19 protein-coding genes and 1 pseudogene are annotated in these 25716 nt (G+C 37.1%); 7 read left to right on the top strand and 13 right to left on the bottom strand.

Features of this window, described 5'->3' with window-relative positions; genetic code table 11:
- Positions 1-13: 13 nt before the first annotated feature.
- Positions 14-928: an ROK family protein gene (locus TEPIRE1_RS00310; RefSeq protein ID WP_013777198.1), complete on the bottom strand. Its 915-nt coding sequence runs from the start codon at positions 926-928 to the stop codon at positions 14-16.
- Between the two features lie 338 nt (positions 929-1266).
- Here TEPIRE1_RS00310 and TEPIRE1_RS13960 point away from each other — a divergent pair.
- Positions 1267-1706 (top strand): annotated as a pseudogene (locus TEPIRE1_RS13960) (IS110 family transposase); the annotation flags it as partial.
- A 416-nt stretch (positions 1707-2122) separates the two neighbouring features.
- On the opposite strand, the gene TEPIRE1_RS00300 reads toward TEPIRE1_RS13960, so the two are convergent.
- The 6 genes from TEPIRE1_RS00300 to TEPIRE1_RS00275 form a co-directional block, all read right to left on the bottom strand.
- Complete coding sequence (locus TEPIRE1_RS00300; RefSeq protein WP_013777197.1) at positions 2123-3412, bottom strand: amidohydrolase; 1290 nt, start codon at positions 3410-3412, stop codon at positions 2123-2125.
- 1 nt (position 3413) lies between these two features.
- Complete coding sequence (locus TEPIRE1_RS00295; protein WP_013777196.1) at positions 3414-4601, bottom strand: M20 metallopeptidase family protein; 1188 nt, start codon at positions 4599-4601, stop codon at positions 3414-3416.
- A 28-nt stretch (positions 4602-4629) separates the two neighbouring features.
- Entirely contained in the window at positions 4630-6156 is a 1527-nt protein-coding gene (locus tag TEPIRE1_RS00290; protein ID WP_013777195.1) for an AbgT family transporter, read from the bottom strand.
- A gap of 334 nt (positions 6157-6490) precedes the next feature.
- Positions 6491-7783, bottom strand: coding sequence for a helix-turn-helix domain-containing protein (locus TEPIRE1_RS00285; RefSeq protein ID WP_013777194.1), 1293 nt, complete (start codon positions 7781-7783; stop codon positions 6491-6493).
- 155 nt (positions 7784-7938) lie between these two features.
- The gene (locus TEPIRE1_RS00280) at positions 7939-9813 is read right to left on the bottom strand and encodes a BglG family transcription antiterminator (protein ID WP_013777193.1); all 1875 of its coding nucleotides are present in this window, start codon (positions 9811-9813) and stop codon (positions 7939-7941) included.
- Positions 9814-9978: 165 nt separating this feature from the next.
- The gene (locus TEPIRE1_RS00275; RefSeq protein WP_013777192.1) at positions 9979-10803 is read right to left on the bottom strand and encodes a YitT family protein; all 825 of its coding nucleotides are present in this window, start codon (positions 10801-10803) and stop codon (positions 9979-9981) included.
- 185 nt (positions 10804-10988) lie between these two features.
- Here TEPIRE1_RS00275 and TEPIRE1_RS00270 point away from each other — a divergent pair, with 185 nt between their 5' ends.
- The 4 genes from TEPIRE1_RS00270 (at position 10989) to TEPIRE1_RS00255 (ending at position 14567) form a co-directional block, all read left to right on the top strand.
- Positions 10989-11306 carry a PTS lactose/cellobiose transporter subunit IIA gene (locus TEPIRE1_RS00270; protein WP_013777191.1) on the top strand — a complete coding sequence of 106 codons (318 nt, stop codon included), beginning with the start codon at positions 10989-10991 and terminating at the stop codon, positions 11304-11306.
- A gap of 1 nt (position 11307) precedes the next feature.
- Complete coding sequence (locus TEPIRE1_RS00265; protein ID WP_013777190.1) at positions 11308-12726, top strand: glycoside hydrolase family 1 protein; 1419 nt, start codon at positions 11308-11310, stop codon at positions 12724-12726.
- Positions 12719-14035 carry a PTS sugar transporter subunit IIC gene (locus TEPIRE1_RS00260; protein ID WP_013777189.1) on the top strand — a complete coding sequence of 439 codons (1317 nt, stop codon included), beginning with the start codon at positions 12719-12721 and terminating at the stop codon, positions 14033-14035. Before TEPIRE1_RS00265 ends, TEPIRE1_RS00260 begins: the two co-directional genes overlap by 8 nt.
- Before the next feature lie 226 nt (positions 14036-14261).
- Complete coding sequence (locus tag TEPIRE1_RS00255) at positions 14262-14567, top strand: PTS sugar transporter subunit IIB (protein WP_013777188.1); 306 nt, start codon at positions 14262-14264, stop codon at positions 14565-14567.
- Positions 14568-14847: 280 nt separating this feature from the next.
- Here the strand turns inward: TEPIRE1_RS00255 and TEPIRE1_RS13955 are convergent, their stop codons facing one another.
- Positions 14848-15120, bottom strand: coding sequence for a hypothetical protein (locus TEPIRE1_RS13955; RefSeq protein ID WP_023211297.1), 273 nt, complete (start codon positions 15118-15120; stop codon positions 14848-14850).
- Between the two features lie 330 nt (positions 15121-15450).
- Entirely contained in the window at positions 15451-15768 is a 318-nt protein-coding gene (locus tag TEPIRE1_RS13595) for a hypothetical protein (protein WP_015294757.1), read from the bottom strand.
- A gap of 680 nt (positions 15769-16448) precedes the next feature.
- On the opposite strand from TEPIRE1_RS13595, the gene TEPIRE1_RS00245 reads away from it, so the two are divergent.
- Positions 16449-17795: a GntP family permease gene (locus tag TEPIRE1_RS00245; protein ID WP_013777187.1), complete on the top strand. Its 1347-nt coding sequence runs from the start codon at positions 16449-16451 to the stop codon at positions 17793-17795.
- A 210-nt stretch (positions 17796-18005) separates the two neighbouring features.
- Entirely contained in the window at positions 18006-19121 is a 1116-nt protein-coding gene (locus tag TEPIRE1_RS00240) for an alanine racemase (protein WP_013777186.1), read from the top strand.
- A 658-nt stretch (positions 19122-19779) separates the two neighbouring features.
- Here the strand turns inward: TEPIRE1_RS00240 and TEPIRE1_RS00235 are convergent.
- The 4 genes from TEPIRE1_RS00235 to hypD form a co-directional block, all read right to left on the bottom strand.
- Entirely contained in the window at positions 19780-20352 is a 573-nt protein-coding gene (locus TEPIRE1_RS00235) for a helix-turn-helix domain-containing protein (protein WP_013777185.1), read from the bottom strand.
- A gap of 146 nt (positions 20353-20498) precedes the next feature.
- A complete protein-coding gene (pruA, locus tag TEPIRE1_RS00230; protein ID WP_013777184.1) occupies positions 20499-22049 on the bottom strand; it encodes an L-glutamate gamma-semialdehyde dehydrogenase in 1551 nt (516 codons plus the stop codon).
- Between the two features lie 43 nt (positions 22050-22092).
- Positions 22093-22998 carry a glycyl-radical enzyme activating protein gene (locus TEPIRE1_RS00225; RefSeq protein ID WP_013777183.1) on the bottom strand — a complete coding sequence of 302 codons (906 nt, stop codon included), beginning with the start codon at positions 22996-22998 and terminating at the stop codon, positions 22093-22095.
- A 41-nt stretch (positions 22999-23039) separates the two neighbouring features.
- Positions 23040-25481: a trans-4-hydroxy-L-proline dehydratase gene (hypD, locus tag TEPIRE1_RS00220; RefSeq protein WP_013777182.1), complete on the bottom strand. Its 2442-nt coding sequence runs from the start codon at positions 25479-25481 to the stop codon at positions 23040-23042.
- Between the last annotated feature and the right edge of the window lie 235 nt (positions 25482-25716).

The following is a 25716-nucleotide window of genomic DNA, read 5'->3' as shown; positions in this document are numbered from 1 at the left end:
TTTAATATTTACATCAGAGCATGAAATAGATAGATTCAAACCATTCAATTTCAGCAACTGTAGCCATGCCTAGTTCAATACAGTTCTCTGCTTCTGGATAGCAGATTATCTGATTTCCTAGTGATCGCACCAGTTGCCTTGTTTCTATTTCAAGCGCTTCTGTACAATATCCAATTAAGATATGGGATACGTCTACAAAGCGTTTAATAGTACTTAGATTCTTTAACAAAAATCTGGAGTCTATAGTTCCATTACAGTTTAGCTCACCACGACAGATTTTACCTGAAAGGATAAGAACAGCTTTATCTATTGCAGATTCATGTAAACATAGAATATTATTTAAGTGCTTACCATGTCCCATAAGGTTTTCACGGGCGGCTATGCCATTAGCTCTGTGATCGATATATGTAAATACCATGAACTGGCGTTCGATAATTTCCTTTAAATTCACACTATGCCAATCATAAAATGTACAACTTTTAACAATTTGCTCATCATGTTTGATTTCAGCCAAAAGACCTATGCCAATGCCAAGCAAATTTATGCAACTTTCAGCAGCCTTCTGCAACTGTTGTATAAGTTGATCAATTACGGGAACCTCTTTATTTAAATAATAAGTAAAGCTATTAAGCTTATTACTTTTGCAATCAGTAATAACAACGCGAATTGTGTTTTTGAATAAATCTACGCCTAGAAACTGACCATAATCCTTATTAATTTCATAGATTGCCGAGCGACGACCGCCAATTGAATCTTCCATACCATTGCAAACTAATAGTTTAAGCTTGAGCAGACTATTAACCGAGGAAGACACTGTCGAATTACTCAGCCCAGTCAGCTCAACTAGTTGTGTCTTGGTTGCTCTCTGCTTAGAAAATAAATTAACTAAAATATTTGTTAAATTTTTTATTTTTAATTGATCTAGCATTTATTCACCAACTATAGCTTATTATTAAGCTCGTAAGAAGTATTTATAATTTAAAATAATTATACTACTATATTTATTTATTGTCAAATTGCTGAAAATACTTCAAATCTTGCTTTCTCTTTAAGTCACATCAATGCCACAATAAACGAATATTAATTGCTATTCCTTGATTATACACTAGTTATGGCATGAGTTCGAGTGTCATTGTCACAATGAGATCGACTCAGAATTTGAAAATACTCCTGCTGCAGAACCACAAATTGTCTTTGAAAGACGTATAGCAATGTAGCTATTAAGACAGGGGTAACGCCATAATAACAATAGCAAGGAATATTATTATACAAACTGTTTATGAGCGTTGTTGTGGGATTGACGTGCACAAAAAACTTATTGTTGCCTGCTTTAGAAACGGGAAAAAAGCAGAAGTACGGGAGCTTATTGGAAACCTATCTATAACATTCTGGAATTACCAAACATTGATGTGATGGTTGTTAATGCACATCACATGAAAACTGTCCCCGGGCGTAAAACTGATATCAAAGATGCTCAATGGATAGCAGATCTTTTACAACATAGTCTTTTAAAGAGTAGTTTTATCCCTGATAAGGAACAACGCGAACTTCGTGAAATAGTACGCTGCCGTAAAAATCTAATCGAAGAGCGTTCAAGAGAACTTAATCGTCTAGAAAAAACCTTAGAAGGTGCTAATATAAAGCTAAGTTCTTTCGCTTCCAGCTTAACCGGTGTAAGTAGCCGTAAGCTGATAGAGCAACTGCTGCCGTAGCCCATTCCATGCTCATTGCAATATACCACATGTTAAAAGATAATGTTCCTTTTAAGGATCTAGGTAGCGATTATTATACAAAGTTCAATAAAGAGAAAAAAGCTAATTATTACTTTAAAAAATTACAAGAATTAAGTGTGTCATTTCCCGTTTCAGTGGCTACCTAAAATATAATTTTTTTTGGGCATTGCTCTTTGAGCTGGTCGAAGGGTGATTAATCAACCACCCTTAGTTAAGTGCGTCTTTGTTTAGGTATATATTCATAACAATGATAGAGTTACTACTTTTTTCATATAGGGTAATGCAGCACAACTTAATTTTGTTTAGAACATCATGTGTACTGCTTCGTTTTGTTTAGCATGACAGAAGCACTGCTTTGTTTACTCGGAATAACGTAGTGTGGGGATTTTTTATAATAAATTAAGAGCCAAGCATGTGCATATTTGAAGTGCTATCACTAGACATGATTCGTCAAAGTCAAACCTGCTGTTGTGATGATTAGCGGCAATTGGAGTTTTAACTTGAAAATAAAGCGCTTTACCGCCTTGTGACTGAACCTTTTCCATGAAATACGTAGCATCATCACTGGCACCAAAATAACTTTCATTTTCTATTCTCGAAAGCCCTAAGTTTTCGCCAACCTGTTTTACTATTTGGGCAAGTTCTTCATCGCCTTTGGCACTTGGTGCAGCACCGGCATCTGTAATATGGCAGCCAAGGCCGTACATCTTTGCACAAGCCTCGAGTATACTTTTTGCCTTCTCCTGCATGTAATCATTTAGGGCTGTGGTTTCGCCTCTTGTTTCGATTTTCATATGGGCACTTCCGGGTATTATATTGGCAGATGTACCTGCCGTCAACACTCCTACGTTTATACGGGTGATTCCATCGCTGTGAGGTGCTATGGCGTGCAGGTTGAGTGCTGCGGAAGCAGCTGCCAATAGAGCATTTTTCCCTTCTTGCGGGCAAGCACCAGCATGAGCAGTTTGACCTATATAATCAATATCTATTTTTGAAGTAGCTAAAAAACCTGTGGTCTTAGCTACAAGGCTTACTGAATCAGTGGCTCCAAAGCCTATATGAAAAGCAAAAAAGTAATCCACATCATCTACAACGCCTGCTTCCACCATGGCTCTGGCACCCCTTACTCCTTCCTCTGATGGCTGGAAAATAAGTTTTATGGTTCCTGATAACTTATCTTTAACTTTCATGAGCATTTCTGCCAAGCCCAGGCCCACTGCTGTATGACCGTCATGACCGCAAGCGTGCATTATGCCGTCATGCATCGAAGCAAAGCTTTCCCTAGATGGTCTGTGCTCATCATCTTGGGCTTCTGTAATACTCAGTGCATCCATATCAAAGCGAAAGGCTACCGTAGGACCCGGTTTATCGGTATGAAGGATTCCAACGACTCCCGGCAGATTTTCCATCATCTCTATGATTTTAGGACTTGCTCCTTCTTTTACTGCCCGCTCTATTTCATTTCGTATTTCCTGCTGCGGGGGCAAGCCCATGATTGCTTCTTCCTTTAGAATTTTTCTGCCAAGTTTCACTTCATAACCTAAGTCCATCAGAATTTTTGCTATTTTACTGCTTGTGCGAAATTCCGTCCAGCCCACTTCAGGGTATTTATGAAAATCTCGGCGATATGCAATTAACTTTGGTTCTATGCTCTTTGCCAATGTTTTTATATCATCCATGCTATTCCTCCTGATGCAAGAGTTCTAAGCTTAATGCTACCAAGGCCTTAATGCCAAAAGGTATGCAGCCTTCATCAAAGATTACGCGGCTATTATGTAGAGGCAGTACTTCCTTGGCATCTTTTGGGGATGAGCCTAGTTTCATATACACTGACGGCACTTTTTGGGAAATAAAGGAAAAATCTTCACCGGAAGTGTCTTGTGAAATGTTTTTTACAGCATTTTCACCTATTTTTTCAGTCAGAATATCTTTTACCCTTTGTGTAAGGCGATCATCATTTATCACCATAGGGTATCCTTTTAAATAATTCATTTCAAAAGAAGTACCATGGGCGTAAGCTATGCCTTGCCCAACTTGATTCATATATTTTCTGATTTCATCTTCATATCCCGGTGTCATGATTCTTACGGTACCTTCCATCTCCACTTTATCACATATAACATTATATCTTTGACCGCCTGTGATTTTGCCTATGGAAATAACTATGCTGTCCCTGGGATCCACTCGCCTTGATACTATGGTCTGCATGCTTGATATTATATCCGCCGCCGCTACTAATGCATCTATTCCTTGATGGGGAGCTGATGCGTGGCCGGATTTACCCGTTACTTTTAAAAAGAACCGATCCGACTTAGCCGAACAAGGTCCGGAGCATAGGCCTATTTCACCCACATAAAGCTGTGGCCATACATGCAGTGCCAAGGCATAGTCTACATCCGGATTTTCGAGTATGCCTTCTTTTATCATCTTCTGAGCTCCACCCTGTGGGCTGCATTCCTCTGCCGGCTGAAACACAAACTTTATTTGTCCCGCGATGAAATCTTTGTATTTTGACAAAACTCTAGCCACGCCCAGCAGTATAGCTGTATGGATATCATGGCCGCAGGCATGCATGATGCCTGGAATTTTTGAGCTAAAAGGAAGCCCGGTTTCTTCCTCCATAGGGAGAGCATCCATGTCGGCTCTAAGCAGCAGAGTTTTTCCCGGATGATTGCCTTCTAAAATCCCAACTACACCGTATCCTCCTACGCCTTCCTGCACGGCAAGGCCTGAGGATTTTAGCTCTTGTGCTACCAGTTTTGAGGTGGCTTTTTCCTCATAGCCCAGCTCCGGATTTTGATGAATATACCTTCTGATTGATATTATATGTTCTAAAACCTCGGATATTTGTTTGTCTAATTCTTTCATATGAGTTCGGCACTCCTTTTTAAAAGATTTACATATAAATGCCTGCTCCCGGCCCTAATGGTAAATCTAAGACCATCCACACTATCAGCTGCAATATCCACACTATCAAAAAAATCAATGCATATGGCAGCATCAAAGACATCAAGGTCCCCATTCCGGCATCTTCATCATAGTATTGAGCAAGACCCAACGCTATGGGGAAGTATGGAAAAAGCGGTGTTATAGGGTTGGTGGAAGAATCTCCAATACGGTATATCACCTGAGTCATTGCCGGAGAATAGCCGAGCAGCATCAGCATTGGTACAAATATGGGTGCAAGTATAGACCACTTGGCGGAGCCGCTGCCGATAAATATGTTTACTATAGTAGAAAGTAAAATTATTCCTATGATTAGCGGCAAACCGGTAAATCCCACAGTTTGCAAAAATTCCGCGCCTTTTACCGCTATTATGACACCTATATTAGTCCAGTTAAAGTAGGCTACAAACTGGCCTATGATGAAAACCAGCACTATATATCCAGACATGGTTTTTACGGCTTCAGCCATAAGCTTTGGTATATCGCCTGCAGTTTTTATGGTGCCGACGGTTTTCCCGTATGCTGCACCAATCGTTATAAAAAACAACATCAGAATGGGAATAATACCGTTTAAAAACGGCGAGGGTATCAGGCCGCCGGTTTCAGCATTCCTTAAAATGGCATTTTTAGGCAGTACTGCAACAGCCAAGATTGCAAGAAATACCAAGGCTGCTTTGCCCGTATTTTTTAGGGCAAGATTTTCAATAGGTGTAAGGTCTTGGTTTTCTGTAACCTTTATCTTGCCTTTGTATTCTCCAAGTCTCGGTGCTATGATTTTTTCAGTGACCCATGCTCCAACAAAAGTGAAGATAAATGTTGAGGCAAACATAAAGTACCAGTTAATAGAGGGGTTGACCTGAATACTTGGATCTATGATTTTTACCGCTTCTTGAGTTATGCCTGCAAGTAGCGCATCAGTTCCGGCTATTATAAGATTTGCAGAAAATCCGGCACAGGCTGCAGCATATCCTGCCATAAGACCTACCAGCGGATTTTTGCCCAGCGAAAGAAAGATGCTTGCCGCAAGTGTCGGTATAATGACTATGGAAGCATCTGATGCAATGTTTCCATTTATACCTACAAACATTACCGCTAAACTAATAGCCCATAAAGGCGCACCATACATGGTTTTTCTCATAAAGGCAGACAGCAAGCCCGCCTGTTCCGCAAGACCGATGCCCATTTGCATAGAAAGCACCAGCCCAAGGGGAGCAAAACCGGTAAAGTTTTTGAGGGCATTTACCAGCATCCACTCTACACCTTCTCGCGTTAAAAGGTTCTTAACCATCACCTCTTCTCCGCTGCCGGGATTTATCGCTGAAATCCCCAGCATAGACAAAATGGCAGATAAGAGCATTATAGCTATCGTCAAGTAGACAAATAAGAAAAACGGATGCGGTAGTTTATTCCCTACACGTTCAACCCAGTCTAAAAACCTCTCGAAACCTCCTTTTGATTTTAATTCCTTTTGAATCATATGCTCTCCTCCTTTTTTGGCCAAATTTTGGTTACATGACCATATATATTTTATTATGAATTCTCTTTTTTTTTCAAAAAATCCTTCTTGCTTTAAAATGTATACAGTATACTTGTTGAATACAAAAAATGACTCTACAGTAAAAGTTATTTTATACATAAAAATTACCGGTCATAAATACCGGCATACTGCTTTTGATTATTATATGAAACATATTATTATGCTGATCATAGCTTTATACACTAAGTTTTATGCAGCATAATCAAGAAATATATAAAAATATAAAGGCTCACTTTGGAAATAACTCTGCGAGCCTTTAATTATACTTCATTTCTTATATCAAGACTTGGTATACTTGACTTGGTCTGCCTTTTCCCGACATTCTTCGGATTCCCACTATCCGAGCCGCTCCTTTTTCCTCCAATTGAGCAAGGATTCGCCGGGCACTTCGCTGGCTGATGCTCATGCATGTGCTCAACTCTTTAGGTGTTACCTCGTTTTTTCCTAAACGGCGCATGGAAGCTTTAAGTTTATTAAGATTGACTACATTCATATTTAATTTTTTTGCAAGTTCTTCTAAGTTTAAATCAGAAAGGGGTTCAGTATTTAATCTGTTTTCTCGAATAGGCCCGACAATCTTACCTTCTTCGGTAACCAGAAAGCAGCAATCACTGCCGTTTTCCTTTGACAGCCTGACTGCCTGGCGAGCATTAGTTTCAGCCATCTTTGCCGTGCGCCCAAAGCCTATTCCCACAGTTACCTTAAGATGTGTATTAGCTTTTAATGCATGAAGCAGCGGCGAGCCCATGAATATATCGGTAGATTCCTCTAAACATCCCCGAGTTGTTATTATCATAAATTCCGTATCTCCTGTCTTGGTTACGGTAGCACTGGTTTCATCACCATAGCCAAGAATTACCTGATAAAGCTCCAGAAGTTGTATTTGCAGTTGATAGCTGGAACTTTCATACAAGATATCATCAAGGTCCTCAACCCTTACCAAAATAAGCGCCATCTGCGTTTCTTTAAGTTTGATGCTTTCTCCGTACATCATCGCTCTTTCCAGGCCATGGCGTACACTAGAAACAGTGGGGTATATTCTGTAAACGGGGATGCCCAGCTTTTTTAATTCTTCATATGTTTTATTAAGGCATGTTACTGCTGCACGGGTCTTGCCTTTAGCCCATAGGCTTTGGTGATAATCTACAAGTTTTTCATAAGGAAGGTATTTATCATAATCCATTGTGAATATCTCGGTAAGCGGCAGATTCAGTTCCATATAAGTCTCCTCAATATCGCGACGGCTTATAGTATCGAAGCTTAACGCGGAAACATCTTTGCCATCTCTGTAAATATCAAAAAGAACCTTATAAAGGCTTGTCCCGTTTCTAGGGATATAAACCCCAGGCACAGCAATATCAACATTGGATTTTACCCAAAAGTAAGGCGCCTGACCGCTGTAAAGTATTATATCTACATCTTGGGCTACTGATGCAATATCTCTAAGGTCTTCAAAATCTTTATAAATTTTTTCGACCACAGTAATCTCTCTGTCAAACTCATGCAAGACTTTTCTCAATAAAATCAGAGAATCTTCCGGTCCAACGATGCCTAGACGTATATTCATGAATTTTACCCTTTCTCTTTGCCCTTTATAATTATTAACTGCTTAGTATATATGATACACTAAATTAAAAGTGCAAGTCCATTAATTTTTTCATTTTAAGAAAATTTTTTTTGATTAAAATTTCTTGGCTTATTTAGATTGTAATAATTTTTAAACTACCGATTAAAGTGATTTATAAATGACGAAAAATCGGGGGCTTTTATGAGTTTATCAATTGATTCTTTATCACATAAAATTTGAACGATGCCACTATAAATTTCCATAAAAGCTTTTCGATCATCTTTGCTAACTGCTATCATAAAAACACAATTGATGTTATTATCATCCCACTTTATACCATCTTCTTCAATTAATACACAAAATTGGGTAAATTTAGCATTTAGTTCTATAGCGTGTGGGACAGCAAATGTTCCTAAAAAGCAAGTAGATGAAATTGCTTCACGCCTTAAAACCGATTCAGTAAAGCCCTTTTCACAGATATTCATTTTTTCAAGATGATTTCCGAGAAATTTTATTGCGTTAACCTTATTTTTAATACCTTTATTTTTAAAATATAATTTTTCATCAAAATAAGTCAGAAGTAAATCTTGGTTTCGCTTTTTTCTTTTCTTAATAAGCACTGCATTGATAGCATTATCAATATTCAGAGAATCTTCTTCAGTATAAAAAGGACTTATTAATACTGATTTTTTACCTAATACGTTAATTGAAGTAGTGTGTATAATTAAATCTACATTTTGTAAATCCATTGTAGGAGTTAAGTTGTTTACCACATTTATAATTCTAATTTGATTTTTATAATTTGATTTTAATTTTGATAAAATATAATCCGCAATGTGGTGGTACTCATCGCAAGCGAGTAAAATATTAACTAAATGGTTGCTAGCTGTAGATTGTTCAATAACAAACCCTATGTAAACACTCAAAAGTCCTATTTCCTCATCTGTGATTTTTATATCAAAATATTCTTCTAATGATTGGGCTAAATGTATTGCAACATCGTAAACAAATGGGCTCATTTCCTTTAAATTTTCAGAAATTAGATTTATTGCGCACTGATTGCTACGGGCTCTTACTATAAGAGCATTAATATGTTCAATAAATTTAGTTAAAAACGAATCATTATAATCCACGCTTAGCATGTAATAGTTAAATGTATTTTTAATTATTTTTAAAATTTCTACTGACTGATTTGCTTCTGTATTATCATGCGTTAAATTACTAGTATCGGCCTTAACTCGCCCCATGATAATCATTGATATATATTGAACATCATTTTCAGTTATGGAAATATACCAATGATTGCCTAATTGCTCGCAGATTTCTTTTGCTATCTGGTATTCAGTTGTATTCGGCGTAGCATCAATGCTCTGACTTTCGATAAAATAATTCTCACGAATCCTAGATAAGGCAATTAGTATATTGATAATCAAACTCGGTGCATAGCAAGATTCCACATAATAACCATGTCTTCGTATTGCTGTCATAATTATATCCTGTATCCTTTGGATATTTATGTTTATGAAATAATTTGATGCACTCTCAATATTATTAAAATTTAATTTAGTTTCCCTCATAATCATGTCATGAATAAGTTGTCGTTTATGATATTCCGATCCGTTGATTTTAACATGATTGTCCTGCCGTAATATATTAAGATTATATTTTTTTAACTTCGCATCTATTTTTTTTAATCGCTGCTGTAACGCGCTAGGACTGAGAAAAAGCTTATCTGCTAAATCGTCTAGGTTTGATATATCTTCTAAAATCAAAAGTTTTAGGATTGAAGTAAAATCATCTTCATTTGGTATCAAAAAAACAGTATTTTTTACTTTATTGCGATTTAAAGTATAACCTTTATTACTAGATTCGATAACTTTAAATCCATAAGTCTTGTTGATAACTTTAATCTCAGTTTGAATAGTTCTTACTGAAACATTAAGATATTTTGCGATTGTTTTACCTGTAACTGGATTACTAAACTTATTTAAATAAAGTAAAATTTTTTTTTGACGACTCGTTAGATACAATGAAAAAACCTCCTCAGTAGACAGCAGAAAATATTCCTACAAATTTAGTATAGAAAAATATTATTTGACTTTCAAATTTACTTTTGCGGCCTACACAGCAAAATTTACTAATTAAGTCTATTTTTATTTTTTGGTCCGTAGTTTATTAGCCTAGTTGTTTTTACCTCATTGTATTAATGAATCCAGAATAATTATTAAAGAAAATGGATCTATTTCTTTAATAGTTTTTTTTAATTGATGAATCTGTCTTTCCTTACACGCGCATAAAATTATTTCTTCTTTATCATTTTGCTTGTGTTCTCCAAATGCTTTTATAATGGCCGAACCCCAATGGCTACTATTTTTAATTATATTTGCTGATATTAACTCTCCTTTTTTAGTAACAATTAAAGCCAGTTTACTAGCATTCGCATAAAGCATTGCTTTATTAATTATATAACAAGATATATAACTAATCATTATGCCATAAATTATGCCATCTACATCATGAAATAAAATCCCACTAACTAATATAATGCCTATAGAAATTAAAAAAGCAATACTGCCTAATTCAACATGAGGTAATATTGCTTTTATAGACATAATTATGAAATCAGCACCACCTGTAGAAGAATTTTGCATATAAATCAACGCATAGCCGATTCCGCTGAGTATTCCGGTACATATAGCAGCTAAGATTCTTTCTCCTCTGTAAACAGGAAGCATCGGAACAATAATATCAATCATTGCAGATGATATAATGATACATCGAATTGAACGCCAAAAAAACTTTTTACCCAACAAACGATATGATATCAAAGCAACTGGAATGTTTAAAATTACTGTAGAAATACCTAAGGAAATACGAAATAGGCGATACAAAATTAGAGATATTCCAGAAAAACCTGTCATTGGAAATTTAGCTTGGGCTGCAAAATTATATAAACTTATTGAAATTAATGCACTGCCTAAAATTTCAAGTATTATTCCTTTATAGTCTAGCTTTTTCACTTATTGCTTCCTCCATGCCGAGAAACCTTATATATATTTAAATTTAATCTTGATAACATTTCAAATAATTTTTTGCGGCATAGTATGAAATTATAAATTAGAAATAGGGATATTTATTCGCTACAATGTATTCAATACTACAAATTATACTAAAAAGACCAAAGAATTTTGCAGGAGGACAACTTATGAAAAAGGAAGATATCCAAAAAATAGCTTTCCAAATTATTGCTTATGCTGGAAGTGCTTTTGATTATTTTAATCAAGCGATAGATTTAGCAAGTAAAAATAACATCATCGAAGCAGAAGAAAAAATTAGAAGCGGTAATGAAGAGCTTAACCGTGCGCATAATGCTCAAACATCCATTCTCGCCTGTGAAGCAAATAATGAAGACATACCATATAGCATAATTATGGTTCATGCACAAGATCATTTAACGATGGCTCTTTTTACTGAAAGAATGGCTAAACATTTCATTAATATATGGAAAGAAAAGGGGTGCTGAAATGAGTAATAATGAGAAATTTCTTTGGGGAAGTGCAACTTCTGCTTATCAGTGTGAAGGAGCTTGGAATGAAGATGGAAAAGGACCTTCACAGTGGGACATTTTTTGCCACACATCAAAATTAAATATTAATAATGTTTCAGCTGATATTTCTTGTGACCATTATCATCGTTATGAGGAAGATATTAAAATGATGGCTGAATGTGGTCAAAATACGTATCGTTTCTCCATCAGCTGGGCAAGAATTTTACCTGAAGGTACAGGAAAAGTAAATCCAAAGGGAATCGACTTTTATAATCGTCTAATCGATACTTGCTTAAAGTATAAGATAATCCCAAACGTAACACTTTTTCACTATGATTTGCCAGCAGCTATTGCTGAAAGAGGGGGATGGGAAAACAGAAAAACTGTAGATGATTTTTTGAATTACGCTAAAATCTGCTTTGAAGCATTCGGCGACAGGGTGCCGCTATGGGCTACAATTAATGAACCTAAATATTATGCTTATTGCAGTTATTTAGCCGGTGTTTACCCTCCAAATGTTCAAGATTTTAATCGCTTTGCATGTGTCGGGTATCATTTATTGCTCGCCAGCGCAAAAGCTATCAATGAATTTCATAAGCATAACTACATTGGCAAAATAGGTTTAGTTCACGCTACCGGTAATGTAGAAGTGCAAGGAAATGATGAAGCAAGTAAAATTGCATATCGTAATGCAGACTTATTTTATAATAAGTGGGTTACTGATACTTGTATTAAAGGTTACTTTCCAGATGATTTATTTCCAAAACTTAAAGAAAGTAATATTGATTTATCTTTCGTCAAAGAAGAGGATAAGCCAATTTTCATGAATGGAACTGTTGATTTTTTAGGAGCTAATATATATAGTCGTTCTTATGTGAAACCTTATACTTCCGGAGAAACAAGAATTAATATAAATAATGTTGGGGCAAACTCTAACATAAGAGAGGGGGTTGTTATCAAGGGATGGTTCGAAACCGCTTATGATGAGAATGTTAGACGCAATCTTTGGGGACGTGAAATATATCCGAAGTGCATGTATGACGAACTTATGGAATTAAAGGATAAGTATGGTAATATTCCCATTTATATCACAGAAAATGGCCATGGTTGCTATGATGAAATTGTAGATGGAAAAATCCATGATGATGAAAGAATAGAAATACTTCAAGAATTTATCAGTTGGATGCTAAAAGCAATTCACGATGGTGCAAATGTAAAAGGTTACTATGTTTGGTCTTCAATGGATTTATATAGCTGGGTAAATGGTTATAAAAAACGTTATGGATTAGTATACGTAGATTTTGAAAATGACAATAAAAGGATACCTAAAAAAAGCTATTTTTGGTATAAAGACTTAATTGCAAAATTCGAGGGGAGGAATATAAATAATGAGTAGTAATATTATGAATTGGATAGAAAAAACTATATTACCCTTTGCTGGAAAAATTCAACGTAATAGATATTTGCAAGCAATCCAGGCTGGCTTTATGATGTGTATGCCTATAATGTTAGTTGGTAGCATTAGCATTATTTTAACAAGACCCCTAGTCGATTATACAACCATGGCAGTTACAGAAAGCGGTTATACTTTCTTCAAGAATTGGCAGTTATTTATAGAAAATTATGGTGCCCCGCTTTTACTTCTAAGATCTATGACACTCTATAGTATAAGCTTATGGGTATGTTTAGCAGTATCATACCATTTAGCTTCTTATTATAAAATGAATACTATCTTAACTCCCATGCTAAATCTTTTAATGTTCTTTATATTATGTTCCAGTAAAACTCCTGATGGTGGTATTAGTAATGATTATTGGGGTGGCGAAGGCTTATTTGCCTCAATTATAATTGCAATAGTAATTACAGAACTTTATCGTTTCTTAATTGATAAAAAAGTTGGGACTATACAAATGCCAGAAATGGTGCCACCTGCGCTAAAGAGTTCATTTTCTTCTATCTTTCCAATACTGTTTATTACTTCTGTCTGCACTATAATAAGTATCTTCTTTAATTGTATTATCGGACTATCTTTCCCACAGGCAATCTTAGCCTGCTTTCATCCATTAGTAATCGCAATTGATAATGTCTTTGGTTTAGCTATAAGTTCCATATTGACACAAATTGTTTGGTGGTTTGGCATCCATAATACAGCAATTACTTCAATGCTTGAACCCCTTATGATGAGCAACTATGCCTCTAATGCAGCACAATATGCAGCAGGCATGCCACCTTCTGCATTACCACATATCTGGACTGAACCTCTGTGGTGGAATTTTATGGTTATAGGAGGTTCTGGTGCTACTTTGTCCGTTGCATTTATGCTATTAAGAAGTAAATCTAAACAGTTAAAAACAATAGGGCAAATTTCTATTATACCAGCCTTATTTAATATTAATGAACCAATTATATTTGGACTCCCGATTGTTTTAAATCCTTTATTTTTCATCCCATGGGTTTTCGCACAAACATTTAACGGTATTGCATCCTATATTTGTATGGACATAGGTTTAGTAAACAAGACATTTATATACCCTGGGTGGAATATTCCCACTCCGATCGGACAATTTTTAGCGACCATGGACTATCGAGCAATAATATTAGCAATTACACTCGTTGTTATCGATGGACTAATTTATTACCCATTTCTTAAGGTATATGAAAAGCAGAAATTAATCGAAGAAACAGCAGGTATAAGCAATTTATAGAATACAATGAGGTTGTTAAATAATTAAATATACTATAAATTTAAGAAATATAATAAAAGATTTTGCTTTAATTATTGAAATAGTATTCTCTGATCTATGCTAATTTTAGTTAATTGCTATTTGCCAAAACAAATAGTATAATCTAATTAAAATGCATGAAAATAAATACATTTTATATTATATATAGTTTTGTATCTTAAGAAAGAGTGGAAGGAATGAGTATAAAATGAAGATTTTGATTGTTTGTAATGCCGGAATGAGTACTGGTATTATGCAAATAAAATTACAAAAATGCATAGAATCAGACGGTCAGAAAGCTTCGGTAGAGGCAATACCGCTTACGGAAATAGAACAAAATCTGGAAGGAACAGATATTATTCTGCTGGGCCCCCAAGTTCGATTTGCAGAAGATGAAATTAAACGAATGACAAAAAATAGCATACCTGTATTCAGTATTGATATTCAGGATTTTGGTTTAATGCGAGCGGAAAACGTTTGGCAGCAAATCAAGAAAGAGCTTTCTAAAAAATAAGTTCATAAGATTTTATAAGTTTCCAGATAACATAATAATATTTCTTCCTTAATTAAATTAATTAAATTTTATAAGTCCTTAACATTGCTTCCTAGTAAAGTTAAGGACTTTATCTATTTTCTGTCTCCTAAAAGCAAGTATTCCGTATTGTATTCAAAATGTATCCATAATCATCTTAACCATTTCCTGACTAAGCAAAGGCAACTTACTCAGAATCTGGCGAAGGGTATCAACCAAGAGCATCAGGGACTGAGAAAGCTTTATGTCTGCTAATTCTTCTTTAAGGTAGAAAAAACAAATCTCCTACAGTTCTATCATCGGTAGTATTTCTAGCTTCCATAGATAAAATAGCATATCTAATGGTTGTAGCAGCAACTTGTATGTAATAACTATATCCTTGATACTTTTTAGCCAAGGCTAGATATGACTTGCAAACCTTAAAGAAAACTTCTATAGCCCAGCACTTTCCGTAGATACGAACGATTTCTTCATCACTTACGGAAATGTCAGTGTAAAGAAGGAGAGGCCAATTATCCGAACTGCGGTTCTTCATAAAATCAATTTTGGCATCAATAAATTCATCGGCGGTGGAGACCCTATCTTCCCTAAGTTTGACACATGCTGACCCGAGGATACCCTTAGTATCGGAGGACTTTTTAATCCTTTGGTAGATACTTTTGACATTTTGCCATTTACCTTGGTATTGATAATGGATCTTTTCTGTAATACGGGATCATACCTATAACTTCACGATTTTCTCTTTTTACCCGAATTACGGTCTTAGGCATTGTAAATCAACTGTCAAGCAGCATGAATTTAGCAGGAATATCCTTGACATTACAAAGTATAGTTAACCCCACCACATCGGGAGCTTCCTGTCTAGTCAGCTTTCATGGCTTATAGGCAATGGTTCTTTTATCCGTCGTGCAGAGCACATTTTTATCATTGGGGAATTTAACAAGCAGAAGGAAATAGGCATAAAGGTGTTTCCATCAGACCATCCAATAGTTAGCATTCTAAATCTTTTACAAAATTTTTGGCTGGTATAATCAAATTCTCTTGCCAAAAGTTCTACTTTCTTGCTTCGGTTACAGCTAAAAAGCGAGTCGTCAAAAATTATTACAGATTGCCGATTTTCTCTGGTCAGCCTATCAATGAATAAAATTAGTTGTGTCATTATCATTGAAGCAACTTTTCTCAATTAGAGCTCCCATCATTAAGGAAGCGATAAACAGTATTTTCCTTAAAAGGAAAATTTTCACTTTGTAAGACTAAAGTTCGATAAAGATTTTTGTCTTGAAAAGTAAGAAAGAACAATGTTTTTAAGATGACAGCGCGTGGAACTTAAGACCTCTTGTAAAAATTGCATTTTGTCAGAATTTGTAATGGGTTAAGTTTCTTAAAGAAATAATCAATTCTAGACTCAAGCATCCGGTCATTATTTTGTAAATTGATATACTGGTCATAGAGAAACCTCCTTAGTGACTGGTATTATTGATGTTGTTCTACTTTAATTATACCATTCTTTGGAGGTTTCCTGTTGTTTTGATGTGCGTTTCTATATGAATTTTTCAAGGATCAAGCCTATTTTGTTGACGGGAAAGTTGTGTTATGGATTATTAAAATTGTCAAACATATATAAATATATATAAATATATGAATTTTGGCGATAGTAGCAGAAATTAAAAGCTAAATAAGATTTAATCACGCATTTGGTTGCAATAGAAAAAATTAGCTATTCAAAGAAAAAGGTAATAGTGTAATTAAGTATAAATTAAAAACTTGAGGATAAATTAAATATTAATTAATTTTTTATTGACTTTTTACTCTTGACAATGTTAGAATTAGAATTGCCAAAATAATCAGGAAAGGACGAGGTAAATGAATCCTTTGTTCACTGTTTTTTCAATTGCTATTTCTATTGCTGTATTAGTTTTTTTAACAGTTAGAGTAAAATTACACCCATTCTTTTCTTTAACTGCAGCTGCATTTACTTTTGGAATCTTAACCGGTCAGTCTATCCCAGACATCATAGCTGCATTTTCATCAGGACTAGGCAGCACAATAGCCGGAATCGGCATTGTTATTGCCATCGGGACAGTGATGGGCGCTTTGCTTGAAAAGAGCGGAGCAGCAGAAACAATGGCCAAAACTATTTTAAAAATTACCGGCCCGAAACATGCTGCATTAGGACTAGCCATTACCGGCTATTTCGTTTCAATACCGGTTTTTTGCGATTCAGCTTTTGTAATACTTTCTCCTTTGGCAAAAAGTTTAAGTAGGGATACAAAGGTTAGCATGACTACAATGGCAGTATCTTTGGCAATGGGCCTTCATGCAACACATATGTTGGTTCCACCTACACCAGGTCCTTTAGCTGTTGCCGGTATTTTAAACGCAGATCTGGGACTTGTTATTCTTTTGGGTATGGTTGTATCAATACCTGTTACTCTAGTTGGCTACTATCTTGGAACACGTTTTGGCTCAAAATATTATTATCTCCCATCTGATACCGAGGAAATTGTTACTGACAAAAAATTGCCTGGTGCTTTACAAGCATTCTTGCCTATTTTATTGCCAATTCTCTTAATGTTCCTAAATACAATTTCATCGCTAGAAAGCGCTCCCTTTGGAAAAAATAATTTCATTACATCGCTTTTCGCAGCAACTGGTCAACCTGTATCCGCCTTGCTTATTGGCTTAATTTTTGCATTTATCACATATCGCAGCATTTATCCTGAAGATAATTTAGTCTGGACATTTGATGGTGCTTTTGGTGAAGCTCTAAAAACCGCAGGTCAGATAGTCTTAATCGTAGGTGCAGGCGGAGCTTTTGCATCTGTCCTTAGGACCTCAAATCTTGAGGAGATGGTGACAATGTATTTTTCCGGGATGACCATAGGTATACTCATTCCATTTATAATCGGTGCAATATTTAGAACCGCCATTGGCTCAGGCACTGTCGGAATGATTACGGCTGCATCTATGTTGTTGCCTCTCCTGGATATTTTAGGTTTTACAACTCCTATGGGTCGAGTCATTGCAATGCTTGCTTGTGCAGCTGGTGGGTTTATGGTATTTCACGGCAATGATGATTTCTTCTGGGTAATCACTACTACGTCTGAGATGAAGCCTGAGGTTGCTTATCGGACTTTGCCGATAATCAGCATCGCTCAATCCCTTACTGCCATTGTTTTAGTATTCATTCTTCAGGCAATCTTTTTGTAACCTTTTACTAAATGGTTAGATTCTTGACTTTTTTAATTTCAAATATCCTGTTAAAATCTTGGTTTTTATACCTATTTTTTCGATGGCATATCCTTAATTGAACTTTCGCAAGCTTTGTAATGCGGTTAAAATTAAGCCATAGCAATTTAAATAGATGGCAAAATTAAATTATAAACTAAAATGTTATCAATTTAAGGAGGATTTTTAATTATGGAAAAGAAAGAACTTCAAACACCGGCTATACTAGTTGACCTGGATATTTTAGAAAACAATATTAAGAAGGCTCAAGCGCTGTGTGATGCACATGACAAAGAACTGTGGCCAATGATAAAGACCCACAAAAGCACAGAGATTGTAAAAATGCAGCAGGAAGCAGGAGCCGCCGGGTTTTTATGCGGCACACTAGATGAGTGTGAGGGACTTGCCAAGGCAGGTATCAAAAACATCATGTATGCATATCCTGTTGCAAGCCCTGTAAATATTCAAAGGGTTATTGAGCTTAGCAAAAAATGCAATTTCATTATAAGAATCGATAATTACGACGGGGCAAAGATGCTAAATGATGCGGCAGAGGCTGCGGGAGTTAAAGTAAATTATACGATTATAATTGACAGCGGATTGCATCGCTTTGGTATTTTGCCTGAAAAGGTATTAGATTTTGCAAACTCATTAAAGGATTTTAAGGCTCTAAACTTTTTAGGTATCTCAACCCATCCGGGCCATGTTTACTCCGCTTCAAAGCAGGAAGATATCCCACTTTATGTAAAAGATGAGAAAAATGCTGTAAAGACCGCAGCAGATTCCCTCAGAGCTGCAGGGTATGAGTTGAAACTTATAACCAGTGGCTCCACACCTACTTTCTATGATGCAGTCTCAGATGAAAATATCAACGTTTTCCATCCCGGCAATTATGTATTTATGGATAATATCCAGCTTTCTACAAATACAGCAAAAGAATCAGATTGTGCGCTTTTTGTATATGCTACAGTTATTTCTCATCCTTTAGAAGAATTATTTATATGCGATGCAGGGGCCAAATGCCTCGGCCTTGACCAGGGTGCTCATGGAAATACTGCAATCAAAGGCTATGGACATGTAAAAGGGCATCCGGAGCTTACCGTTTTTAGTCTTTCAGAAGAGGTTGGCAAGCTTCATGTAGAAGGTAAAACAAATCTTAAGGTCGGCGATACGATCGAGATTATACCGAATCACAGCTGTTCTACCGCAAATCTTACCAGCTATCTTATAGGCTGCCGCGGTCAAAAAGTTGAAAAGCTTATTAAAGTTGATATGAGAGGAAATTCTACTACTAAGGGAGTAAAATAGGAAATTGCTCCTAACTTCCTAAGGGTCTGTAAAAGCAAAAAGAGTATGGTTAAAAGGGTTAGATGTTTAGCCATACTCTTTTATTTCTTGCCTGTAATAAAAGCATTTCTTCAATTAAATATAGTATAATCTACATATTTTTTAAGTACGACAACCACAGATAAAGATATACAGAGAGAATCTCTGAAAATGAAACATTGTTGCAAATAACAAAAATTGTCATCCTAAGTTATGCGAAAAGTATCACAATGAAATATGCTAGAAACTTCCATCTTAGGCAATCCCAAAAGCTCATAATGAAAAGTAAAAAGATACTAAATAAAGATTGTTATCTTGCGCCATAGCATATCATTCTGAGCAATAGCGAGGAATCTATTATTTAGAAAGGCTTTAAAATTCTTCGTTTTGCTCAGAATGAATGACAGAACGCTTCACTCAAAATGACATAATACTTTTTTAACAGAAATACTTTTCTTTCCTCGAAATTACATAAACCAAGGTTTTTTAGAGAGTTTCAGCGTGCTTTAGCGTATTTAGAAACTCTAAGTTATATAGACCAGTTCCTAAACCTTGTAGTCGTATGGCAAGTAGTAGGCTTTATAATAAGGATCTATAGTAATAAATTGGCATACTTAAAAAAACTGCCATCTGCATCTTTTCAAAAGCTGGGGGGTGTTATCGCAAAAATAAGCACTAATGGCTTCTCAGATGGATTATACCATTTATGATTAGTATGAGGTGGGATTCTTATACTATCTCCTGCCTCCATGATTATCTTAGAATCGTCCAAGATAAGTTCTGCCGTTCCTGATATTACAATAGCCACCTCTTCTCCTTCGTGCCCCATAGGGGTATCCGAGGTAGACATATAAGGTTCTAGGGTTAGCTGGCAAAATTCAATGGTTCCCGCCAAATCAGGAGTTAAGAGCTCATAAATTACGCCATTAGAGTCCGGCAGATATACACGCCTTCTGTTTTCCGGAGTAACCACCTGGCTTCTAATATCGTCTTCTTCTTCCATAAAAAACTTAAAAAGCGGCACATCTAAAGCATTTGCAATAAGCTTCATCGTATTTATAGAAGGATTTGCAAGCCCTCTTTCTATTTGACTTAACATAGATGATGTAATGTTTGCCTTTTCAGCAAGTTCCTTTATCGTCATCTTCTTTGCTTTTCTAAATTTTTTTATCCTGCTGTAAAAAGTATTTTCTTCATAGGGTTCTTTCTTCATTTCTGCCTTCCTTCCAGCTATTATTACAGTGTATATTCTAACATGAACATAATATTATTTACAAATAATTTTCAGGACAACAGATTGTTATTATAAAATCAATGCTAAATGAAAGGCTTTTTGTTAATTTTTCAAACCCCTCTGCTCTACATTATCTTTTCCGAAACGGCTTTTGCCTGCATGAAATGCAGCAGGTAGTCTGCTCCTCCTGCTTTCGAATCGGTGCCTGACATGTTAAAGCCTCCGAAAGGATGACCTCCTACTAAGGCTCCCGTGCATTTGCGGTTAAAATAAAGGTTGCCCACGTTAAAATCCTCGCGTGCCTTGTCTAATTTTTCCCTATCGGCAGCATATACAGAGCCGCTCAAACCATAGTCCGTATCATTTGCAATATTTAACGCCTCATCAAAATCTTCGGCTTTCATTATCGCAAGCACAGGTCCGAATATCTCTTCTTTTGCAATAACAGCATCACTTTTAACGCCTTCAAATATTGTAGGTTCAATAAAATACCCGCTGCCCTCTAAGGCTTTTCCTCCGAGAATAAGTTTTCCCTCGCTTTTTCCGATTTCAATATAGCGGCAAATCTTATTTAGCGCCTTTTCATCTATTACAGGACCCATGTCTGACTCATAATCTTTCGCAGGTCCAACTCTTAGCTTTTCGGCTTTTGCCACAATACGCTCTATCATTTCATTATATACATCTTTATGAATTATCGCTCTGGAGCATGCCGAGCACTTCTGCCCTTGATATCCGAAGGCTGATGTTACAATACCCTCTGCCGCAGCATCCAGATTGGCAGATTTGTCTACTATAATGGCGTTCTTGCCGCCGAGCTCGGCAACAACTCTTTTTATCCGTTTTTGTCCCGGCACTATTTCTGCCGCCAATTTATTTATTCTAAGTCCTACATCCTTTGAACCGGTGAAATTTATAAAGCCTGTCTCGGGACTTGACGTCAGATAATCTCCGACTGAATCTCCAGGCCCCGGCAAAAAATTTATAACGCCATCAGGCAAACCTATCTCCTGCCAAATTTCTGCAAACTTTGCCGCAATTACCGGTGTATTGCTTGCGGGTTTTACGACTACGGTGTTGCCTGCCACAACCCCGCAAACTGTCGTGCCTGTCAAAATTGCAAGGGGAAAGTTCCAGGGGGAAATAACGGCGCCTACACCTATTGGTATGTAAAAACATTCATTTTCTTCGCCCGGAACTTTGCTTACCAGCATCCCTTTTGCATAATAAAGCATTTGTTTTCCGTAAAACTCCAAAAAATCAATGGCTTCTGCCGTATCTGCATCTGCTTCTTTCCATGTTTTCCCGGCTTCCATGACTATCCATGCAGAAAACTCAAATCTTCTTTCTTTCATGACTTCTGCAGCTTTAAAAAGGTAATTCGCCCTTTCCTCAGGCGGCACACGCTTCCAGCTCTCAAAGGCGCCGGAGGCAGCATCTATCGCCTCTTGTGCCATTTTGCTGTCCGCTTTTGCACACGTTCCTATAACTTCGTCAATATTCGAGGGGTTAATTGAAACAATCCTTTCAGATGCATCCCGCTTTTTGCCCCCTATTATAGCCGGATAATGCCTGCCCATCTGTGCGTTGACTTGATTTAGCGCCTCTTGCATAGCTTTTCGGTTTTCTTGAAGGCTAAAATCAATCAACTTTTGATTTTCAAATTGTAAAAACAAAACATTACCCTCTTTCCTTTGAATTTATTGTATAAATTTTACGTTAGAGCTTAACATAAAGTCCTAACTGTTCGAATCTTTTCTTTATATACTTTAACTTTTCTTTAGAAGGTGCAGTTTGGACAGACATGTTGTATTTCATCCCAAGCCTTGTATATTTTTCGGTTATGTCATGAAAAGGCAGAAGATCGATTTCCTTTATGCCATCTAAAGTCGAAATAAATTCCGCAAGACCTTCTACATTTTCTTGTGTATCGGTTATGCCGGGAATCACCGGAAAACGCAGGATTACATCGCCGCCTCTTCCTGAATCCGCCAGCATCTTAAGATTTTTCTTAATCGGCTCATTGGAAACTCCGGTATAAATAATATGGCTAGGATTGTCTGCCAATTTTAAATCATAAAGAAAAATATCCACGTTTTCTGCAACGTGCTCAAAAACATCTTCCAGTGCATATCCTGAGGTATCTAGCGCAGTATGAATATCCAGTTTCCTGCATTCTTTTAATATATCTGTCAAAAACTCATACTGCACAAGGGGCTCTCCTCCCGAAAAAGTAACCCCGCCTTCTGAGTTGTCATAAAGAATTACATCTTTTTGTATTTCCGTCATCAGCTCATCTACAGTAACCGCTCTGCCGATACAAGTCAATGCGCCTGAGGGACAGCTTTCACAGCATATGCCGCAGCTGCTGCACTTTAAGCGGTCAATATGGTGCTTGCCGAAATCAAAGGAAATCGCATCAAGGGGGCATACATTCACGCATGTCCTGCATCCTATGCATTTATATTCAAAATACATAACTGACTCCGAAAAATACATGCCTTCCGGATTGTGGCACCACCAGCACCTAAGCGGGCATCCTTTAAAAAACACCGTTGTCCTTATACCTGGTCCGTCGTGAACCTCGAATCTTTTTATGTCAAAAACAAACCCGCTATTTGCCATAAAATTCCCTCCGCCGTTTTAACCTTGCTGTCTTTTATTTATCAAAGATTTTTGTGTTCTGTCCTTGCAATTATTTCCTCCTGCAGTCCCTTAGGCAGATTTACAAAATAGTCGCTGTAGCCTGCAACTCTTACCATCAGATCCTGAAAGTCTTTCGGGTGCTCTTGGGCTGTTCGCAAAAGCTCTGAACTTACCACATTAAACTGAACATGGTGTCCTCCCATATTGAAAAATGTTTTTATGAGGCTTGCAATCTTCTTTAAGTTTTCACGGCCTTCCAGAATATCCGGTGTAAGCTTTTGATTAAGCAGTGCTCCCCCTGTTTTATCCCAGTCGCACTTTGTAATAGACCTAAAAACTGCCGCAACGCCTTTTTTATCTGTGCCCTGGACCGGTGAAATCCCTTCCGAAACAGGAAAACCCGCTTTTCTGCCGTCAGGTGTGGCACCTGTAACTTTTCCGAAGTAGACATGGGCAGTTGTTGGCAGAAAATAAACTCTCTTTGAGGCTTTTCTAACAGGAGAAGGGGGATAGGACTCTACTATATCAACTACAGTATCCACTATCTCTTTTGCTATCGTGTCGCTGTAATCCTCATCTTCTCCGTATACCGGCGTCTTATTTAAGATGATTTGTCTCATTATCTCGTATTTTCCCTCAAAGTCCTGCTTTAAAGCATCAAGCATGTCGCTCATAGAGATGGTCTTTTTATCAAATACATGGAACTTAAGGGATGTCAGACTGTAAGCAAGAGTTCCAAGACCTACTATCTGAAGGTACTGAGTATTGTAGCGGGTACCCCCTGCGTTGTAATCTTTTCCGCGCTTTACGCAGTCCTCTGTCCAAAGGGAGAGAAACGGCACCGGCATATACTTTGCAAAAAGCGCCTCTATAATATCATTGCCTGCCATTTTTATTTCCATAAAATGCTTTACCTGCTCCAAAAACGCATTCCAAAGTTCTTCGTAGCTTTTAAACGATGAAGGATCGCCGGTCTGGATTCCCAGCATTCGGCCGGTCTTTGGATCTATTCCATTATTTAATGTTATTTCTAAAATCTTAGGAAGATTAAAATAGCCTGTCAGGATATAGGACTCTTTTCCAAAAGATCCTGTTTCTACGCATCCGCTGACTCCTGCGGTTCTGGCATCTTCTAGTTTCTTGCCTTGTCTTAGCATCTTCACAATGGCACCGTCGAAATTGAAAAACGGCGGCTCGCCAAAGCCGGGTCCTACAACTTCAAGGGCCTTCAGGAGAAAATGCCTGGGGTTTTTGTCGCTTACAAGAACAGCGGTATTAGGCTGCAGTGTTCTAACTTCATTAAGGACCTCTAAAACCAGATATGACACATCATTTACACCGTCAGACCCATCTTCTTTTAAGCCGCCGATATTTATTTTTGTAAAATCATTGTATGTGAAGCTTTCCTCCGCAGTAACTCCTACCTTCGGCACTGCAGGTTGATTATTGACTTTTATCCAAAATGCCTCTAAAAGCTCTTTGGCTCTTTCTCTTGTAAGTCTTCCTTCTTCAACATCTTTTTTATAGAAGGGGAAAAGGTGCTGATCAAATCTGCCCGGATTGTAAGAATCCCACGGATTTGTTTCATATACTATGCCTACATGAATAAACCAGTAATGCTGCAGTGCCTCCCAAAACGTCTCAGGGGCATGGGCAGGAACCCGGCTGCAGATTCTTGCCATTTCCATGAGCTCTTTTTTTCTTTCGGGATTTTGTTCCTCATTTGCCATGTTTTCCAGCTTTTCTTGATAACGCCGCGCATAAATAAGCATTGCCTCAGCAGCTATGTCCATGGCCTTCAGCTCTTCTATCTTGTCATAGTAAGATGGATCGCTGGGTTTTGCTTCTTCAATCTTCTTCTTTATCTCTTCCCTTATATCAAGGAGGCCTGTCTTAAATATCCTCTCGCCGCCGGCGGTGTGTCCCGGAGCTCTCTGCTCCATAAATTCCGTCCATATCCCGGCTTCATAGGCTTTTATCCATTCATCTGAAACACTGCCGAATATTAAGTCTCGCATTGTATTGCCTTGCCATTCTGGTATTATTTCTTCTTCGTACAGCTTGAAAGTCTCATCATCCACCAAATAAGGCATGTTTTCCCGGCTGCTAAGTATTTTAAGATCTTCTATGCTGTGGGTGCATATCTCAGGATATGTGGGCACTTCCTGAGGACCCGTCCCTCTTATGCCTACAATGAGCTGCCCTTCTTCTATCGGTAAGCTTGCCCGCTCCATCAAGTATTTAAAAGCCATCGCCCTTTGATGCGGAATCGATTTGCCTTTTGCAGCACCGCTTTTATAAAAATCGGTTATGATTTTTACTCGTTCAGGGGATATTTTTACCTTGCTGTTTACGCTTTCCTCTCGAAGCTTTGCTATCCTCTTGTTTATTGGTTTTACCGCAGATCTTCTTTTTTGAATTTCCTTTTCCAATGCCGGACTTTCTAATGAACCGTCGCTCATAAATTTACACCTTCTTTTAAATTTCTTTTAATTGGAAGTTTTCTAAGGTGCATATACTCTGATCCTTTAAAATTAAACCTTATATATCATTTTTACTAACTGTAAATCTGAAAGCTATACCAACTATGCTTTACCCGGAGCGAAAGACTTTTTGGTCTTGACTTTGGCGCAAAATCCTTCTTAACCCTGCAAGAAGGTAAATGACAGCAAATGCCCTAACGCTCTTGTGCACTGA

Source organism: Tepidanaerobacter acetatoxydans Re1 (assembly GCF_000328765.2).
Taxonomy (GTDB): domain Bacteria; phylum Bacillota; class Thermosediminibacteria; order Thermosediminibacterales; family Tepidanaerobacteraceae; genus Tepidanaerobacter; species Tepidanaerobacter acetatoxydans.
Note: the sequence above shows the minus strand (reverse complement) of the source record. Positions and strands in the feature narration are given on the sequence as shown.

Coding starts and splice junctions, on each gene's coding strand:
- hypD (WP_013777182.1), bottom strand. CDS start 25,481: ATGAGCGACGGTTCATTAGAAAGTCCGGCATTGGAAAAGGAAATTCAA.
- TEPIRE1_RS00270 (WP_013777191.1), top strand. CDS start 10,989: ATGAAAAAGGAAGATATCCAAAAAATAGCTTTCCAAATTATTGCTTAT.
- TEPIRE1_RS13955 (WP_023211297.1), bottom strand. CDS start 15,120: ATGAAGAACCGCAGTTCGGATAATTGGCCTCTCCTTCTTTACACTGAC.
- TEPIRE1_RS00290 (WP_013777195.1), bottom strand. CDS start 6,156: ATGATTCAAAAGGAATTAAAATCAAAAGGAGGTTTCGAGAGGTTTTTA.
- TEPIRE1_RS00260 (WP_013777189.1), top strand. CDS start 12,719: ATGAGTAGTAATATTATGAATTGGATAGAAAAAACTATATTACCCTTT.
- TEPIRE1_RS00285 (WP_013777194.1), bottom strand. CDS start 7,783: ATGAATATACGTCTAGGCATCGTTGGACCGGAAGATTCTCTGATTTTA.
- TEPIRE1_RS00225 (WP_013777183.1), bottom strand. CDS start 22,998: ATGGCAAATAGCGGGTTTGTTTTTGACATAAAAAGATTCGAGGTTCAC.
- TEPIRE1_RS00240 (WP_013777186.1), top strand. CDS start 18,006: ATGGAAAAGAAAGAACTTCAAACACCGGCTATACTAGTTGACCTGGAT.
- TEPIRE1_RS00235 (WP_013777185.1), bottom strand. CDS start 20,352: ATGAAGAAAGAACCCTATGAAGAAAATACTTTTTACAGCAGGATAAAA.
- TEPIRE1_RS00300 (WP_013777197.1), bottom strand. CDS start 3,412: ATGGATGATATAAAAACATTGGCAAAGAGCATAGAACCAAAGTTAATT.
- TEPIRE1_RS00255 (WP_013777188.1), top strand. CDS start 14,262: ATGAAGATTTTGATTGTTTGTAATGCCGGAATGAGTACTGGTATTATG.
- TEPIRE1_RS00265 (WP_013777190.1), top strand. CDS start 11,308: ATGAGTAATAATGAGAAATTTCTTTGGGGAAGTGCAACTTCTGCTTAT.
- TEPIRE1_RS00295 (WP_013777196.1), bottom strand. CDS start 4,601: ATGAAAGAATTAGACAAACAAATATCCGAGGTTTTAGAACATATAATA.
- TEPIRE1_RS00310 (WP_013777198.1), bottom strand. CDS start 928: ATGCTAGATCAATTAAAAATAAAAAATTTAACAAATATTTTAGTTAAT.
- TEPIRE1_RS00245 (WP_013777187.1), top strand. CDS start 16,449: ATGAATCCTTTGTTCACTGTTTTTTCAATTGCTATTTCTATTGCTGTA.